The 17,826-nt window shown below is 44.4% G+C and carries 15 protein-coding genes; 12 read left to right on the plus strand and 3 right to left on the minus strand.

Annotated features, from left to right (window positions below; genetic code table 11):
• The first annotated feature begins 40 nt into the window (after positions 1-40).
• The 6 genes from tilS to dusB all read left to right on the plus strand — a co-directional run bounded on the left by tilS (position 41) and on the right by dusB (position 6,179).
• Complete coding sequence (gene tilS / locus BI182_RS02380) at positions 41-1,486, plus strand: tRNA lysidine(34) synthetase TilS (protein ID WP_286805252.1); 1,446 nt, start codon at positions 41-43, stop codon at positions 1,484-1,486.
• Complete coding sequence (gene hpt, locus BI182_RS02385) at positions 1,455-1,991, plus strand: hypoxanthine phosphoribosyltransferase (RefSeq protein ID WP_148637901.1); 537 nt, start codon at positions 1,455-1,457, stop codon at positions 1,989-1,991. Before tilS ends, hpt begins: the two co-directional genes overlap by 32 nt.
• A 47-nt stretch (positions 1,992-2,038) precedes the next feature.
• On the plus strand, positions 2,039-3,883 hold the full coding sequence (gene ftsH, locus BI182_RS02390) for an ATP-dependent zinc metalloprotease FtsH (protein ID WP_476756514.1): 1,845 nt from the start codon (positions 2,039-2,041) through the stop codon (positions 3,881-3,883).
• Positions 3,884-3,987: 104 nt separating this feature from the next.
• A complete protein-coding gene (locus tag BI182_RS02395) occupies positions 3,988-4,389 on the plus strand; it encodes a thioesterase family protein (RefSeq protein WP_286805255.1) in 402 nt (133 codons plus the stop codon).
• Between the two features lie 8 nt (positions 4,390-4,397).
• Positions 4,398-5,168, plus strand: a complete 771-nt coding sequence (locus BI182_RS02400) for a type III pantothenate kinase (protein ID WP_286805257.1) — start codon at positions 4,398-4,400, stop codon at positions 5,166-5,168.
• Between the two features lie 12 nt (positions 5,169-5,180).
• Entirely contained in the window at positions 5,181-6,179 is a 999-nt protein-coding gene (gene dusB, locus BI182_RS02405; RefSeq protein ID WP_286805259.1) for a tRNA dihydrouridine synthase DusB, read from the plus strand.
• A gap of 141 nt (positions 6,180-6,320) precedes the next feature.
• Here the strand turns inward: dusB and BI182_RS02410 are convergent, their stop codons facing one another.
• Positions 6,321-7,619, minus strand: coding sequence for a bifunctional folylpolyglutamate synthase/dihydrofolate synthase (locus BI182_RS02410; protein ID WP_286805261.1), 1,299 nt, complete (start codon positions 7,617-7,619; stop codon positions 6,321-6,323).
• A gap of 6 nt (positions 7,620-7,625) precedes the next feature.
• Positions 7,626-8,201, minus strand: a complete 576-nt coding sequence (locus tag BI182_RS02415) for a 5-formyltetrahydrofolate cyclo-ligase (RefSeq protein WP_070369510.1) — start codon at positions 8,199-8,201, stop codon at positions 7,626-7,628.
• Between the two features lie 201 nt (positions 8,202-8,402).
• On the opposite strand from BI182_RS02415, the gene BI182_RS02420 reads away from it, so the two are divergent.
• The 4 genes from BI182_RS02420 to BI182_RS02435 all read left to right on the plus strand — a co-directional run bounded on the left by BI182_RS02420 (position 8,403) and on the right by BI182_RS02435 (position 13,957).
• The gene (locus BI182_RS02420) at positions 8,403-9,074 is read left to right on the plus strand and encodes a DUF1638 domain-containing protein (RefSeq protein ID WP_286805263.1); all 672 of its coding nucleotides are present in this window, start codon (positions 8,403-8,405) and stop codon (positions 9,072-9,074) included.
• A 149-nt stretch (positions 9,075-9,223) separates the two neighbouring features.
• Positions 9,224-9,868 carry a PAQR family membrane homeostasis protein TrhA gene (trhA, locus tag BI182_RS02425; protein ID WP_070369508.1) on the plus strand — a complete coding sequence of 215 codons (645 nt, stop codon included), beginning with the start codon at positions 9,224-9,226 and terminating at the stop codon, positions 9,866-9,868.
• Between the two features lie 182 nt (positions 9,869-10,050).
• Entirely contained in the window at positions 10,051-11,655 is a 1,605-nt protein-coding gene (gene pyrG / locus BI182_RS02430; RefSeq protein ID WP_070369507.1) for a CTP synthase, read from the plus strand.
• A 355-nt stretch (positions 11,656-12,010) separates the two neighbouring features.
• Positions 12,011-13,957 carry an NAD(+) synthase gene (locus tag BI182_RS02435; RefSeq protein ID WP_286805266.1) on the plus strand — a complete coding sequence of 649 codons (1,947 nt, stop codon included), beginning with the start codon at positions 12,011-12,013 and terminating at the stop codon, positions 13,955-13,957.
• A 40-nt stretch (positions 13,958-13,997) separates the two neighbouring features.
• Here BI182_RS02435 and BI182_RS02440 read toward each other — a convergent pair whose 3' ends face one another.
• The gene (locus tag BI182_RS02440; protein WP_084633417.1) at positions 13,998-14,405 is read right to left on the minus strand and encodes a helix-turn-helix domain-containing protein; all 408 of its coding nucleotides are present in this window, start codon (positions 14,403-14,405) and stop codon (positions 13,998-14,000) included.
• Between the two features lie 251 nt (positions 14,406-14,656).
• Here BI182_RS02440 and BI182_RS02445 point away from each other — a divergent pair, with 251 nt between their 5' ends.
• Together BI182_RS02445 and BI182_RS02450 are read left to right on the plus strand one after the other, a co-directional pair.
• Complete coding sequence (locus BI182_RS02445; RefSeq protein WP_286805269.1) at positions 14,657-16,327, plus strand: DEAD/DEAH box helicase; 1,671 nt, start codon at positions 14,657-14,659, stop codon at positions 16,325-16,327.
• Between the two features lie 95 nt (positions 16,328-16,422).
• Positions 16,423-17,814: an MATE family efflux transporter gene (locus BI182_RS02450; protein ID WP_286805271.1), complete on the plus strand. Its 1,392-nt coding sequence runs from the start codon at positions 16,423-16,425 to the stop codon at positions 17,812-17,814.
• Positions 17,815-17,826 lie beyond the last annotated feature (12 nt).

Consider the following 17,826-nt stretch of genomic DNA (forward strand, 5'->3'; position numbering starts at 1 on the left):
AAAAAATTAGAATCGAGAATTTTATTGAAGTGGTGAAACCATGGAGAAAAAAGTAATTCAATACATTGAAGAACAGGGAATTTTAGAGGCTGGCGATCATGTTCTCATCGGCGTATCCGGTGGAGCAGATTCGCTGGCTTTATTGTATTTTTTGGACAAATATGCCAACCAATTTGAAATAACCCTCGGTGTGGCTCATCTTCACCATGGTCTTCGGGGAGTTGCCGCTGATGCCGACGAGGAGTTTGTAAAAGAATTTTGTCGGGAACGAAAGATCCCCTTCTTTTCACGACAACGAAATATCCGGCAAATATCACGAATCGAGAAAATATCAGTAGAAGAAGCGGGACGGAAAGAACGTTACGACTTTTTTAGTGTCATCGCAGAAGCCCATGGTTATAATCGGATCGCGATGGGCCATCATATCAATGATCAGGCGGAAACGATGCTGATGCGACTGATTCGGGGTACCGGGGTCAAGGGGGTATCCGGGATTAAATCCAGTCGCGACAATTTATATATCCGGCCTTTTTTATGTCTTGAGAAAAAAGAAATTCTGGCGTATTGCAAACTCAATGAGCTGGCTTTTCGAACCGATGCCACCAATTTTCAGCGAGACTATACCCGCAATAAAATCCGGTTGGATATTATGCCGATGGTTTTAGAAATCAATCCCCGGGCGGAAGTCCATTTTAATGAATTTACAAAAATTGCCTATGAATATGAAGCGTTTTTTGAGAAATATGTGGATCTGATTGAAGATCGGATTCTGGCTTCTGAAATAAACCAGGTAGTTATTGATCGTGACGTGTGGTTGGGCGAGGAACCGGTGGTTCAGAAAGAAATTTTACGGCGGGCCATTTTTAAATTTAAGGGTAGTTTAAAGGAAATTGAGTACAATCATATCACTGCATTTTATAGTTTACTAAAGAGCGACAAAACAATCTGGGAAATCCACCTCCCGCATGACATTCAAATTAGCCGCCGTTATGAACGGGTTATGGTATCTGAAAAAGAAACGCAGGCTGAGGTTATTTTAACACCCAAACGGATTCTGGAAAACAAAACCTACCTCTTTGCTAAAGAGCATCTGATCGTCGAGACGAAACGGGTTACTCCGGCTGAATTTAAGGATAAAAGGTGTTTTTTTTCGAAAGAAGTGGAAAATCATTGTGAAAAATATTTTGATTATGATAAAATAAAAGGCATATTGGTTTTGCGTAGTCGTCAATCAGGAGACTATTTTTATCCTCCCGGTCTACTGGGAAAAAAATCCATAAAAAAATATTTTATTGACAAGAAAATCGATCGCAATCGCAGAAATGAAATTCCGCTACTGGTGGTGGACAACGAGGTCTTATGGATTTTGGGCTATGCCATCAATCAACGATTTTTGGCCAATGATGATACAAAAAAAATAATTAGGGTAACATACCTTATGTTAGGAGAAAAATGTGATAGCCGATATTCAGGAAATTTTGGTTGATGAAAAGGCATTGGAAAAGCGTGTCGCAGAACTTGGAGAAAAGATTACCGCAGATTACCGGGGAAAGTATCCCATCTTGATTGGCATTTTGAAAGGATCATCGGTTTTTATGGCCGATTTGATTAGAAAAATTCCGATTCCATTGGAGATTGATTTCTTAAAAGCCTCCAGCTATGGCGCCGAAGCCCGGAGCTCTGGAATTGTTCAACTGGAAGCGGATCTATCGATGGATGTCAAAGGCCGGAGTATTTTGCTGATTGAAGATATCGTTGATACTGGCAATACCCTGAAATATTTATTAAATCGCTTTGAAAGTCTGGGGGCAGCGGATGTGAAGGTCTGTTCGCTACTGGATAAGCCGGAGCGTCGGGAACAGCGGGTTATTGCTGATTATATCGGCTTTGAAATACCCAACGAATTTGTAGTTGGATACGGATTGGATTATGCTCAAAAATACCGGAATCTTCCCTTTATCGGGATTTTAAAACGAGAAGTATATGAATAAGCATAGCGGAAAAAAGAAGAATTTGAACATGAGAGGAGTGATGTTTTTTGAATAAATACCTTAAGATGATTGGGTTTTATTTAGTAATTCTATTGATCATTATTGTCGCGGTAACCTTTTTAAACCCCATGAAAGAAGAGGTTAAAACGATTGTTTATAGTGAGCTGCTGACCCAATTGGAGAATAATCAGGTAGCAGAACTGGAAATAAACAACTCAAATGTCACCGGCGTTCTACGAAGTGGCGAAGAATTTGAGGCAGTGGTACCGCAATATGTAATAGATGAACAGGTAACACCGTATATTTTAGAAAACGATGTGAAAGTAACCATTACCAAGCAGCAGGATTCCTGGTGGATTTCCTTAATTCCATCAGTGGTGTTGATTGTTTTAATGGTGGTGTTTTTTCTTGTCTTTAGCCAACAGGCTGGCGGTGGCGGCGGGAAGGTAATGTCCTTTGGAAAAAGTCGGGCAAAACTTCACGTTGAAGGGGAAACCAAGGTGACCTTTAAAAACGTTGCTGGTGCCGACGAGGAAAAAGAAGAGTTGGAAGAAGTTGTTGATTTCTTGAAAGCTCCGGATCGCTACCGGAAATTGGGCGCCCGGATTCCCAAAGGGATTTTATTAGTTGGACCTCCGGGTACTGGGAAAACCCTTCTGGCCAGAGCGGTGGCCGGTGAAGCGGCAGTGCCGTTTTTCACCATCAGTGGTTCGGATTTTGTCGAGATGTTTGTTGGGGTCGGAGCGTCCCGAGTTCGGGATCTTTTTGAAAATGCCAAGAAAAACGCCCCCTGTATCATTTTTATTGATGAAATTGATGCGGTTGGTCGACATCGTGGCGCTGGTCTGGGTGGCGGACATGACGAACGGGAGCAAACCCTGAATCAGTTACTGGTTGAAATGGATGGTTTTGGTATCAACGAAGGCATTATCATTATTGCCGCTACAAACCGTCCGGATATTCTTGACCCAGCCTTACTGAGACCAGGGCGTTTTGACCGCCAGGTAACGGTTGGTGTACCGGATGTAAAAGGTCGGGAAGAAATTCTCAATGTCCATAAAAAAGATAAACCCCTGGCACCTGAGGTCGATCTGGCTACCATTGCCAAAGGGACACCGGGCTTCACCGGGGCAGATCTGGAAAACCTGATGAATGAAGCTGCCCTTCTGACGGCCAGACATAGTGGTAAATTGATTACTATGGTCGAGTTGGAAGAAGCCATCAAACGGGTGATTGCCGGTCCTGAAAAGAAAAGCAAAGTGATCAACGAGGATGATTTACATATCACGGCTTATCATGAAGCCGGACATGCGATTGTCATGCATCTTTTACCCAATTGTGACTCGGTTCATGAGATTTCGATTATTCCCCGGGGTATGGCAGCTGGTTACACGTTGTCACTGCCGGATGATGATCGACAGCATATGAGTAAAAGTAAGTTGCTGGAAAATATCTGCGGTCTGCTGGGTGGACGGGCGGCTGAAAAAATCGCTCTGGATGATATTTGTACTGGTGCCAGCAATGATATTGAACGAGCGACCAAGATTGCCAGAAGCATGGTAACAGAATGGGGAATGAGTGAGCATCTGGGGCCAATGACTTTTGGACATTCTGACAGCGGTGAAGTCTTTCTGGGTCGGGATCTGGGACGTTCCCGCAATTACAGCGAGGAAGTTGCGGCGGTCATTGATAAGGAAATCCGTACGATTGTGGAAAACGCTTTTGAACGGGCCTGCTCGATTCTGGAAACACATCAGGAAAAGCTCGAAGAGATTGCCACTCGCCTGCTGAGAGATAAAACCGTCACTGGTGAAGAATTCAAAGCGCTGTTTGAAGAACAGCCGGAATCAGAAAAAATGGTAGAAGTTGAGATAGAAGCTGAAATTGAATAATTAACACGTAAAAAAGCCGTTAATATAACGGCTTTTTTTAAGATAAGATGTTAAAATACAACTATGTAATCAGTTGAATTTGACAAAAAGACATGGAGGATGAAATGGAAGAACTGAAAGTTGGAACCAGTTTTGAAAAGAAATTTTTTGTAAATAAAGAAGATACGGCCTTGGCCTTAGGCAGCGGCGGCGAAGCGGTGCTGGCCACGCCCCGACTTGTGGCCTGGATGGAGAATACGGCCTTTGAAGGGGTGGAAACGACTCAACCCGATAACAGTACCACCGTGGGTACCTTGATCGAATTAAAACATCTGTCAGCCTCGCCGGTGGGAATGGAAATTCGAATTAAGGCGACGCTGGTATCGATCGAAAAACGGGCCTTGAATTTTGATATCGATGCATGGGATAACGTCGAAAAAATTGGCGAAGCGATTCATCAGCGTTTTATTGTCGATAAAGCTCGCTTCAACGAGAAGGTTGCAAAAAAACTGGAAACCAATCTTTAGGAGGAAACATGATTTTAGGTATTGATGTCGGAAATACAAATACGGAACTGGCAGTTCTGATCGGCGATGAAATCCCCTATTCCTGGCGCTTTGTCACCAAAACACCGCGAACCTCGGATGAGTACGGAGTGCTGATCAAATCCTTCTTCAGAAATTCAGAAATATCGGTGGACAAAATCAGCAGTGTCATTATTGCGTCAGTAGTGCCAAACATTATGTACTCACTGACCAATGGCATAAAAAAATATATCGGCGTCGAACCGATGGTGGTGGGGCCGGGTATCAAAACCGGAATGCCCATTAATACCTCGGATCCATCCGAAGTTGGTGCTGACCGGATTGTCGATGCGGTAGCTGCCTACAGCATTTATGGCGGACCATTAATCGTCACCGACTTTGGAACGGCCACTACCTTTGATTATGTCACCAGGGAAGGGGCTTTTGCAGCAGCAGTAACCACCCCGGGGATTCAGATTTCCATTGATGCCTTGTGGAAAAATGCCGCCAAGTTACCCAATATCGAAATTAAAAAACCTTCATCAATATTGGCCCGTGATACGGTAACCAGTATGCAGGCGGGTTTGGTTTATGGTTATATTGGTCAGGTGGAGTATATCATTGAACAGATTAAAAAAGAGACTGGCGTTAAGGATATGAAGGTGGTGGCAACCGGCGGGTATGGCCGTCTGTTTTACCAGGAAACAAAATCCATCAATGTTTATGATCCGCAATTGTCCCTTAAAGGGCTAAAGATTATCCATGATAAGAATTTCCGGTAAACAGGATTAACGATGAAAACAAAATCTGCATGTGAACAAAAAAATAGCGTTCTGAAAATTGGGGATGTTTCAATTGAAACCCCTCTTTTTTTGGGGCCAATGGCTGGCTACACCAACCTGCCGTTTCGGCTGATGGCCAAAGAGTTTGGGGCTGGAGTGGTATTTTCAGAAATGATCAGCGGCAAGGGTCTATACTATAAGGATCACAAGACGGCTGATTTAATGCTGACCTGTGAGCAGGAAGCACCGGCGGGAATCCAACTGTTTGGCTCCGATCCGGATATTCTGGCACAGGTCGTCAGGGATTATATTAATGCCACCGATTATGCCTTTTTGGATTTTAACGCCGGTTGCCCGGCCCCCAAGATTACCAAAAATGGCGAAGGCTCAGCCCTGTTAAAAACACCGGAGTTGTTTTTTGCGGTAGTTAGTGCATTGGCAGAGGCCTCCCAGAAGCCGCTGATTGTCAAAACCCGTATTGGCTGGGATGATCAGAGCATCAATATCCGGGCAATCGCCGAGGGGGTGGAAGCTGCTGGGGCGGCGGCCCTAACGATCCATGGCCGCACCCGGGAAGCCTATTACTCCGGTTTGGCCAATTGGGAGATTATTGCTGAGGTCAAAAAAAATGCCGGGATTCCGATCATCTTAAACGGCGATATCAACAGTGGTGAAGCGGCCCAAAAGGCCATTGAATTAACCGGGGTCGATGGGCTGATGGTTGGTCGGGCAGCCATTGGTAACCCCTTTGTTTTTCGGGAAATTAAGCATTATTTAGATACCGGCGAAGTGCTCGCCAAACCGACGCCTGAAGAACGGGTCCAGGTCGCCATTAAACACATTGATTTGTTGGGGCTGCTAAAAAACGAGGAGGCTGGACTCCGGGAAATGCGTAAACATCTGGCGGCCTATACCAAAGGTCTTCCCCATGCCACGGTGATTCGCAATGAGCTCTTTCATGCTCCCGATAAAGCAGCGGTGATTCGATTGCTAACTTGCGCACTGAAATAATAAAATAAGAGTGACCGTATAAAAAAATTGTAGGGGCGATCCGTGATCGCCAGTTACGTATGGCATAACCACCCACGTTTACTGGCGATCTCGGATCGCCCCTACTTTTTAATTAATGGTGTGAAAATTTTAAGCTTAGTTTTACAGTAAATTTTTCCGGATCAGGGTGCGGGCTTCACCAATCATATAAAGGGAACCCACAAATACATTGACTTCGTTTGTTCGGGTCAGGTTAATGCTGTTAACGGCGTCATCCATATTGTCGTAGAAATCGACGCTTTTGCCATAGCTAGTGCTGATTAATGCGGCCATTTTATCGGCTGGCATGGCCCGGTCACTGTTGGGCGTCAGGGTGTGAATGGTGCTGGCGATGGGCACCAGATAAGATAAGGATTCTTCGATGTCCTTATCTTCCAGCATTCCGAAAAACAGGTTGATTGTGCGGTTGGGAAAATATTGCTTCATATTATTAACAAAAGCCTGGATCCCATTGCTGTTGTGGGCGCCATCGATGAGGATCACCGGATTTTCCCGAAAGATTTCAAAACGCCCCGGAAAAACAACATTAGCCAGCGCTTTTTTAATCTGCCCGGAGGTGATTGAATAGCCTTTGCGAATCAGCAGGGCAATGACTTCCAGCGCGGTCAGGCAGTTCAGGGATTGATGATCACCCAGCAGTTTTAAGGAAAAGCCATCCAGATAGAGGTGATCGCCCCGATATTTCAGGGTCTGATCGTGGGTGGTATGGCTTAGAATTGAAATATCATCGGGGTTAACCAAAACCGTATTGGCATTTTTGGACTCCGCAAAGTCAAGAATGACTTTTAAGGCTTCGGGATCCTGAGGATAGACAACGACATCAGAGCCTTCTTTGATAATGGCGGCTTTTTCATAGGCAATTTCAGCCAGGGTGTTTCCCAGGTAGTCGGTGTGATCATTGCTGATCCCCATGATCACTACCGCCAATGGATCTTTGATGATGTTGGTGGCATCAAGCCTTCCGCCCATTCCAACTTCAAGCACAACAAAGTCCACCTGTTTTTCATAAAAGTATTGAAGACCAACGGCGGTCACCATTTCAAATTCGGTCGGGTGGGGTTCGCCTTGCTCCAGTAGCACTTCGATCCGTTCCTTGACAAAGGTAGTGGCGGCGACCAGACTGTCATCATCAATCGGTTCATTGTTTAACTGGATCCGTTCATTAAAGGCTTCCAGAAAGGGAGAGGTAAACAGACCGGTGTTGTATCCGGCGGTTTTTAAGACGGTGGCGATCATGGTGGAAGTGGATCCTTTGCCGTTGGTACCGGCAATGTGAATAAATTTAAGCTTATCCTGGGGGTTGTCCATGGCATTCAGTAGGAGTCTCATGCTGTCCAGCCCTAACCGGGTGCCAAACTTATGGGTTGCTTCAATGTAGCTGATGGCTTCGGTAACATTCATGTTAAATTAGGCCTCCTGAATTGGACAACAATTGACACATTTTTCGGTAACCATGAATTGGACGCTTTTATCATGCTCTTCCATGGGGATTTTGTCAAAAATAAAGTCTTCACGAATCAGTGCAACGGTGATACAATCGTCACTGACAGTTTCCAGAAAACGGTCATAATAGCCGCCGCCAAAGCCCATCCGGTGGCCGGAGGGTGAGAAGGCACAGCCGGGAACCATCACCAGATCGATTTTTTTAGGATCGACAATTCGCATACATTCGGCACGAACTTCGAGGATTCCATAGTGGCCCTCTTCCAGATCTTCGGGAAAATTAATCAACTCTGACAGGGTAACGGTATGATCTTCGATGTTACAGATGGGAACCACGATGTGTTTACCATCGGCCAGGGCTTTTTTGATAAAATCATGGGTATAGATTTCAGTGCCAAAGCTGACATAGGCCATAATCCAGTCGGCGTTTTTATAAAGATCACTATCCAGGAATTGTTCGATAATTTTTGCATCGGTATCGGCACAATAAATTTCTTTACGGCGTGCCAGAACTTCTTTTCGGAACATACTTTTATCCATTTTCTTCTCCTAATATTAAGATTAATTGACGATGATATTATAACATAAAGTCGGTTGCCGACAAAAAATTATCGAGGGGAAATTTTATCTGTATTTTTTCTTGAAAAACAGGGATTCTTGGTTATACTGGAAATAGTGCAGAAAAATAGTCCATAAATAATACGCTTGAAAGCGTAAACAGAAAAAAGGTGTAAAAAATAAATGAAGCGATTATTAATTGCCTGCGAAACCATCAAGGATGAGGTTGAACTGGCATTGAAAAAAAACAGTGTAGAATTGGATACCGTCTGGATGTCCAATCTGCTCCATGACTCTCCGGAACGATTGAAAAACGCCCTTCAGGAAGAAATAGACAAAGCTGAAGAGGAATATGATCAACTCTTGTTTGCCTATGGCAATTGCGGCAACGGATTGTTGGGGTTAAAAAGTAACACGGCCACTTTGATTATTCCCCGTTATGGGGATTGCATTGATATCCTGCTTTCAGAAAAAGAAGAGCTGGAGCGGATTCGAACATCGACCTACTTTCTGACTGAGGGCTGGTTGCGGGGGGAAAAGTCTCTTGATAAAGAATTTGCGCATAACCGGGAAAAGTACGGCGAAAGTCGGGCTAGGAAAGTCATGGATATTATGTTTCGGAACTATAAAAACCTGATGTTGATTGATACTGGCGCCTACTCAGTCGATAATTCGCTGCCCCGGGTGAATGATATTGGGGAACTCATCGGACTGGAAGTGGTGGTCGATCAGGGGAGCATTTCACCGCTTGAAAAATTGGTAACCGGCCAGTGGCAGGAGGGTTTTTGTATTATTCCACCTGGTCAAATGACCACCCACGATGACTTTGATGAGGTAACAGTTCGAAATAGGTAGGATAATAGTATTTTGGTTGGATAAACACCTGTTTTGATCTTTGCATGATTGAAATAGGTGTTTTTGTGATGTGAGACCTGATTTCACAAAATTTTAAAAGTATGGTATAGTGATAAAAGCAAATGATTGAGTAACAGAAAGGACAAAATATGAATCAGTTTAGAGAACCGATGAATGCATTAACCCATTTAATTGGTGCAATATTATCCATCTTTGGCATTATTGCGATGTTGATTTTAATTGTTGCAAAGGATAATCTGACCCCATTGACACTCATTTCGGTACTGGCTTTTGGAGTGGGACTGATCTGCCTATATGGCACCAGCTTTAGATACCATGCATCATATGGCAGTAAGGAAGAAATTCTGCATCTGAAAAAACTGGATCATGCCATGATCTTTATTCTGATTGCGGGAACCTATACCCCATTTTGTCTGCTTTGCTTAACGGGAACCATGCGGGTAGCGATGATGGTGGCAATCTGGGGGGTGGCTCTAGTCGGGATTATTCTTAAAGTGGCCTGGATCAATATGCCCCGGTGGCTGGGCACCGGTCTCTATATTTTTCTGGGGTGGTTTGCGCTATTTGTGTTAGGGCCGCTGTATCAGGCTTTGCCTCGGCCGGGTTTTGTGCTGCTGGTTGGCGGTGGGGTCATGTATACCATCGGCGGGGTGATTTACGCCGTCAAAAAGCCAAACTTCGGCAAAAACTTCGGCTTTCACGAATTATTTCACATTTTTGTAATATTGGGTTCGCTGTGCCATTTTATTTGTGTTTTTTTCTTTATTCTTTAAGAAAAAAATGGTATCATAAAAAAGTTGATAGTTAAAACAAAATTATTATTGTATTTTATAAAAAAACTGTTAAACTAGTAGTATTGTTAATTGCATCACTGCAAAAAAAAAACTCATTTTTTGCAGTGATTTTTTTGTTGAAATAATACGAAAATGTAAAAGAAAAAGGAGTCGGTAAATTAATGCAAACAAAGTATATTTTTGTCACTGGTGGTGTAGTATCTTCTTTAGGAAAGGGCATTACGAGTGCTTCATTGGGACGGCTGCTTAAGTCCAGAGGGCTTAAAGTGTCGATTCAGAAATTTGATCCTTATTTAAATTTTGATCCTGGAACGATGAGTCCTTATCAGCATGGGGAAGTTTTTGTGACTGATGATGGCGCCGAAACCGATTTGGATCTGGGTCACTACGAGCGATTCACCGACGAAAACCTGTCCAAGTACAGCAATGTCACCACCGGAAAAGTATATTGGAATGTTATCTCAAAAGAACGTCGCGGCGATTACCTGGGCGGAACGGTTCAGGTTATTCCTCACATTACCGATGAAATAAAAGATGGTATCCTGCGGGTCACGGAGTATAGTCATCCCGATGTCGTCATCACTGAAATCGGCGGCACCGTGGGGGATATTGAAAGCCTGCCTTATCTGGAAGCGATCAGACAATTCAAGGGCGATCTGGGGGCTGAAAATGTTTTGTACATCCATGTAACCCTGCTGCCTTTTTTGGGAAAAGCTGGTGAACTGAAAACAAAACCGACCCAGCATTCGGTAAAAGAACTCCGAAGTATCGGGATTCAGCCGGATATTATTGTGCTCCGTTCTGAAAAAGAGGTCGAAGAAGGCCTTAAGGGGAAAATTTCACTGTTCTGTAATGTCGATAAAAAAGCGGTGGTAGTTAATATGGATGCCGCTGAACTTTATGAAGTGCCCTTAATGCTTGAAAAAGAAGGCCTGGCCGAATTGGTTTGTGAAAAACTCCATATCGAGTGTAAAGAACCGGATTTGACCGAATGGAAAGATCTGGTAAAAAAGGCTAAAAGTCTGGAAAACAAGGTAACCATCGGCTTAGTCGGAAAATATGTGGAACTTCACGATGCCTATCTATCGGTGGCTGAGGCCCTGCGTCATGGTGGGATCGGTAATAATTCTGAAGTTGTCATCAAGTGGATTCACTCCGAAGACATCAATGAAGAGAATGTTGACCGGGTACTCAAAGATCTGGACGGCATCATTGTTCCGGGCGGCTTTGGTCACCGCGGGGTGGAAGGCAAGATCCACGCCATTCAATATGCTCGAGAAAACAAGGTACCTTTTTTAGGACTATGTTTGGGTCTGCAGTTAGCTGTCATTGAGTTTGCCCGTAATGTAGCCGGACTTACCGGAGCTCACAGCATTGAACTGGATCCGGAAACGCCTTATCCGGTGATTAACCTGATGGAAGAGCAGAAAAAAATTATTGATATGGGCGGCACCATGCGGTTGGGATTATACCCCTGCGAATTGTTGGAAGGCTCCAAAGCCATGGAAGCTTATGGCGAGAAAAATATCAGCGAACGACATCGTCATCGCTACGAAGTGAATGATGATTTCATTCCCCAATTAGAAGAAAAAGGGCTGGTTTTCTCAGGGATGTCACCTGACCGGGTGCTTGTTGAGATGATTGAAATCAAGGATCATCCCTGGTTTGTGGCCACTCAGGCGCATCCGGAGTTTAAATCCCGACCAAACAAACCGCATCCCCTGTTTCAGAGTTTCGTCAAAGCTGCTTTAGCCACAAAAAAATAGTGGATAAAAAAATCAAGATCCCAGATCTTGATTTTTTTTATGGGTGAAGACACAAGATATATTAACAGAAAAACTGTGGATAACTTACAAAATGTGGATAGGATTCGGATAAAGCTGTGGAGAACATTGGTTTTACCTGTGGACAATGTGGATAACCTTGTTGACTATTGGGAGAACCCCCCAATAGCGCCAATGTAATGGGAAAACAATGAACAGGTCAATTGTTAATAAAAAATAGTTGATTAGACACAGGCTGTGGAAAATAAAATATGATTGTTTTGGAGCTGAAATGGGGATATAATGAAGGTCATTCAAACAGTTACGTTGAAAATTAAAAAGATACAAGGTGAATTAAATGCATAAATATGGTTTTTTTAGAACAGCCTGCGCTGTTCCCAAACTTAAATTGGCAGACTGCCAATATAACCTCAGGCAAATGATTAGTCTGGCAGAAAAGGCCTGGGATCAGGGCGTGGAAGTGCTGTTGTTTCCGGAGTTAGGGATTACCGGCTATACCTGCGGTGATCTGTTTTTTCAGCGGGAGCTACAGAAAAACGCCGTCAAGGCTCTGGACAGCCTGTGCCAATGGTCAGACGGAAAAAAAATGCTGCTGGTGGTGGGTCTGCCCCTGGCCATTAATGGCAGTTTGTACAATTGTTCAGCGCTGCTAAACGATGGTAAAATTCTGGGGATTGTGCCCAAAACCTATATTCCCAATCATCAGGAGTTTTATGAAAAACGTTGGTTTGCTTCGGCAAAATCATTGAATCAGACAGAAATTCCAATCGGTTCCCAAGCGGTTCCGATTGGGACGGATTTGCTGTTTAAGCATGTTCATCGGGAAGAATTTGTGGTGGCCGTCGAAATTTGTGAAGACCTATGGGTGCCGATCTCACCGGGCAGCTTTCACGCTCTGGCTGGTGCCACGGTGATTCTTAATCCCTCTGCCAGCAATGAGGTGGTGGGCAAAAGTGATTATCGCAGGGAACTGATCCGCTCCCAATCCGGACGCTGCAATGCAGCTTATCTCTATGCCTCAGCAGGGTTTGGGGAATCCACCAGTGATCTGGTTTTCGGTGGTAATGCGATGATCTGTGAACGGGGGATACTACTTAAAGAACTGCCCAAATTTAACCTGGGTAATGAATTGCTGATTTGCGATATTGATGTGGAATCACTCAATCATGACCGCCAAATGCAGCATGGCTTTGGCGATTCGGTGGATCTGCTTAATAACCGTTTTTACCGAACCATTACCTTTGAAACTTCGGGCACCAATGATTTTGATCGGGAGGTCAACCCGCAGCCCTTTGTTCCGGCAGATCCCAACCGTCGCAGTGAACGCTGTGAAGAAATCTTTAATATTCAAACCATTGGTTTGGCGACCCGCCTGGCTCATATCGGTAACGCCCCGATGGTGGTGGGGATCTCCGGGGGCCTGGACTCCACCATGGCGCTGCTGGTCTGTGTCTCTGTTTGTGACCGCTTTGGTATTCCCCGGGAAAAAATTCATGCCGTCACCATGCCGGGCTTTGGCACCACTGACCGCACCTACGACAATGCCGTAGCCCTGATTAAGGGTCTCGGTGCCAGCTTCCATGAGATTTCGATTGTGGCGGCCTGTACCGCTCACTTTAAGGATATCGGCCACCCCATTGATCTTCACAATATCACCTACGAAAATTCCCAGGCCCGGGAACGCACCCAGATTCTGATGGATCTTTCCAATAAACTGGGGGGAATTGTTATTGGTACCGGGGATCTTTCGGAACTGGCACTGGGCTGGGCCACCTATAATGGCGACCATATGTCGATGTACAGTGTCAATGCCAGTGTGCCAAAAACCCTGATCCGCTACCTGGTGGAGTGGGTGGCCGACCATTCGCCGGAAGCAGACATTCGCAAAATTCTTTATGATGTTCTGGCGACCCCGGTTTCTCCGGAACTGCTGCCGCCGGATGCCGATGGAAAAATTGCCCAGAAAACGGAAGAAACCGTGGGACCATACGAACTTCACGATTTCTTCATGTATCAAATGGTTCGTCATGGTTTTTCACCGGAAAAAGTTTATTTTCTGGCCTGCAAGGCCTTTGACGGCGTCTATCAAAAGGCAGTCATTTTTAAATGGCTGAAAAACTTTTATCACCGTTTCTTTGGCCAGCAGTTTAAACGCAACTGTCTCCCCGATGGGCCCAAGGTCGGTTCGGTCTCCTTTTCGCCCCGGGGTGACTGGCGGATGCCCTCGGATGCTCATGCCACCCAATGGCTTAAGAGCCTGGAAAAAATGGAACCAATCGGTTAAGTTGATAAAAAAAGAAGCTGTCCGAAAACAGCTTCTTTTTTTAGGATTCTTTTTTGGCGTAATGTTGGAGCAAAACTTCGTGTTTGAAGTTAATAAAATCGAGAATTTCCCGCTTGCCCTCTTCGCTGGTCATGGCGTATCCGAACAGCCCCAGCAGGTCTTTCATATCCAATGGTTTAACTAATTGTTCAGCTGAGTTTAATGAACCCTCAGATTTGAGTTTAGCATCATTGAGAGATGTGGCATTGTCAGTCCGACAAAGCAGATAATCAACCGATACATCAAAATAATCGGCAATTTCAACCAGCAACTGGTTTTCAGGAAGGTTTTTATCCTTCTCATACTTGGAAATTGAGCTCTTGTTTAAATCAAAATGCTCAGCAAAATCTTGCTGGGTCATGTCCTTATTAATGCGTAGTCGTTTTAATCGGGTACCAAAAGTAGACATCGTGTTTCCTCCAAAAAATATTCATAAACTCAGTATGAACGAATAAGATAAACACATGATATGTGTATAACCATATTATACACTATTCGTATACTTGATGGCCAGAAATTTTATACAAAGGTGCAAAACCGGAAATAATTCAAATACCACATGAAACAGAAGCACTATTTCTTAATGAATCTAAAACAAACTTGCTTTATTCTTTAGTTTGGTTTAAAATAAGATGTTATATATTCGAGAAAGGATACTAAATGAAATTTACAGAATTAGAAATTAATGAACAACTACTGCAAGGCATCGAAGAAATGGGCTTTGTAGAAATGACCGAAATCCAGGAGCGAGCGATACCACAATTGATGATGGGAGGAGACCTCATTGGAAAATCGCAAACCGGAACAGGAAAAACTGTTGCCTTTGCCATTCCAGCCATTACAAAGCTTGACCCTTCCATAAAGAAAGTACAAGTTTTAGTTCTATGCCCAACCCGTGAGTTGGCAGTACAGGTCTCAGACGAGTTTAGAAAAGTAATAAAATACCAGAAAGGCGTAAAAGTTCTGCCGATTTTCGGTGGGGCGTCCATTGAAGGTCAAATCAGAGACCTTAAATCCGGGGTTCAGATCGTTGTTGGCACCCCCGGCCGGGTAATGGATCATATGCGTCGAAAAACACTGAAACTGAGTGATGTTTCGATGGTAGTGCTGGACGAAGCAGATGAAATGTTAAACATGGGATTCCGGGAAGATATCGAATTGATTCTCGATGAAATTGACCATGATATTCAGACGGTGTTATTCTCAGCGACGATGCCAAAACCGATTTTAAAAATTGCTGAAACCTACCAGAAAGATCCGGTAATGATCGAAATTTCGCCGAAAACCATGGTCGCAACCAGTATTGAGCAGAAATACTTCAATATCAGCGATCACCATAAGTTTGAAGCGTTAACCCGTTTGCTGGATGTGTACAAACCTCAGCGTTCACTTATTTTTTGTAACACTAAAAAATATGTCGATGAAATCACGGATGATCTGAAAAAATTGGGTTATTCGGTCGACAAGATTCATGGCGACATGCGCCAGATGTCCCGAATGGCGGTATTAAAAGATTTCAGTCGCGGTAAACTAAATATTCTGGTGGCAACCGATGTGGCGGCCCGGGGTATTGATGTGGATGACGTGGATATCGTCTTTAATTACGATGTACCGGATAATGAAGAATACTATGTGCATCGAATTGGGCGAACCGGCCGGGCTGGAAAAAGCGGGATTTCCCTGACCCTGGCACGATCAAGAGATCAGTTTCGACTCAAGAAGATTACCGATTACACTAAAAAAAGTATCGAACGGGATTTAATTCCTACCAGTGAAGTCATCAATGACATCAAGATTGCCCATTTCCACGAACGCTTTAAGATTCGTGCCGAAAAGGGCACTGAAAAAGGCAGTCTGGACACCTACTTAAAAATTATTGACGAACTGGTCGAAAAAGGCTATACAGCCGAGACCATTGCCGCTGTTTTATTGCAGGCCCAATTACCGTTGTCAGAAGCTGAAGACCTTAACACCGTTGAACGACGTCCCCGACGGAATGATGGTGGTCCTCGCCGAGACGGTCGGGATGGACGCAGCCGTCGTGATGGCGGATCCAGAGATGGTGGTTCTCGTCGGGCTGGCCCGGAAAAAACCAAACGGTTGTTTATCAGTGTCGGTGAAAAGGATCATGCCCAGAAACGGGATATTCTGGGAGCGATCTGCGGTGAATGCGGAATTCCATCGTCAGCAGTGGGTAACATTGACATGTATGACAAGTTTACCTTTGTCGATGTGGATGAAGAGCAAGCTAAAAAAGTCGAAAAGAAACTAAACGGCAAAATAATCAAAGAACGTAAAGTAAAAGTAGAAATTTCAAAAAAGAAGAAGTAATTAGATCTTAAATGGAACCTGGGTGTGAGGCTGACATTGTCCTTGGATCCGGGTTTTTTGATACAATAGTTAGAAAAAATCAGAGGAGGTGCCCTATGAAAGACACAAAAACAGAAAAAAGGAACAAATTGGGGGTCGTTCCCATTCCCAAGCTGCTTTTTTCAATGTCCATACCAGCAATTATTTCAATGATGATTCAGGCTTTATATAATATTGTCGACAGTATCTTTGTGGCGCAAATCGGGGAAGAAGCGCTAACGGCGGTTTCTCTGGCGTTTCCGATTCAGATGATTATTATCTCCTGCTTTGTGGGTCTGGGAGTTGGGATTAATTCAGCCATATCCAGGCGGCTGGGTCAGAATAAAAACAGCGAGGCAGCCAACGTGGCTGAGCATGGTTTCCTATTGGCGGTTTTAATCGCCGCCGTGTTGGGAATCCTGGGATTCTTTACGGCCGAAGCGTTTATCAGTCTGTTCACCGATAACGCCAACATCATTGCTCAGGGTCGCGCCTATTTGATGATTGTTACGGTGTTTTGTTTTGGTAGTTTTATTACCCAGGCAGCTTTTTCAACCTTACAGGGAACCGGTGAAATGATCCAACCGATGGTGGGCCAGATTATTGGTGCGGTGACCAATATTATTCTGGATCCGATTATGATTTTCGGGTGGTTTGGTTTCCCTGCCCTGGGGGTAGCCGGTGCGGCCATTGCCACGGTCATCGGTCAGCTTTTTGCGATGGTTTATATGCTGTTGATTGTCTTTAAAAGCGGAAAGTCATATCTCAAACTGGACTATCAGGTGTTTCACTATGAAACAAAAATCGTCAAGGACATCTTTAAAGTCGGTTTGCCAGCAGCGATTATGCAGGGATTGGCCTCGTTGATGATTACCGGATACAATCTGATCCTGGCCGGATTTGGGATGTCAGCGGTGGCAGTTTTCGGCGTTTACTTTAAAATTCAATCGATCATCTTTATGCCCATCTTTGGATTGGGACAGGGGGCCATGCCCATCTTCGGCTTTAATTTTGGGGCCAGAAACCGGGAACGGTTCAATGAAACCCTAAAGGTCGCAATTACTGCTGCCCTCTCGATTATGATCATCGGCACAGTACTGTTCTGGATTTTCCCGGCTCAGATTATGATGGCTTTTAATCCGTCATCCGAAATGATGGAAATCGGGGTAAACTGTCTGCGCAGCATCAGTCTGGCTTTTCCGTTGGCGGGAATTTCGATTATGCTCAGTGTCAGTTTTCAGGCCATCGGGAAAGCTTATGTCAGCATGATTGCTTCCTTTATACGCCAGATGGTGGTGCTCTTGCCGGTTACTTACCTGCTGGCTCAGGCTGGCGGTCTGGACTGGGTCTGGTATGGATTCTTCATCTCGGAAATCGTTTGTCTGGCTTACGAACTGTTTATGTTCCGGTGGTATCAGAGAACCATCTTTGATACCTGGGAGGCGGCTCCGGTCATCGTACAAAACTAATGCAATAAAAAT

This window comes from Acetobacterium sp. MES1 (assembly GCF_002237635.1).
Classification (GTDB): domain Bacteria; phylum Bacillota; class Clostridia; order Eubacteriales; family Eubacteriaceae; genus Acetobacterium; species Acetobacterium wieringae.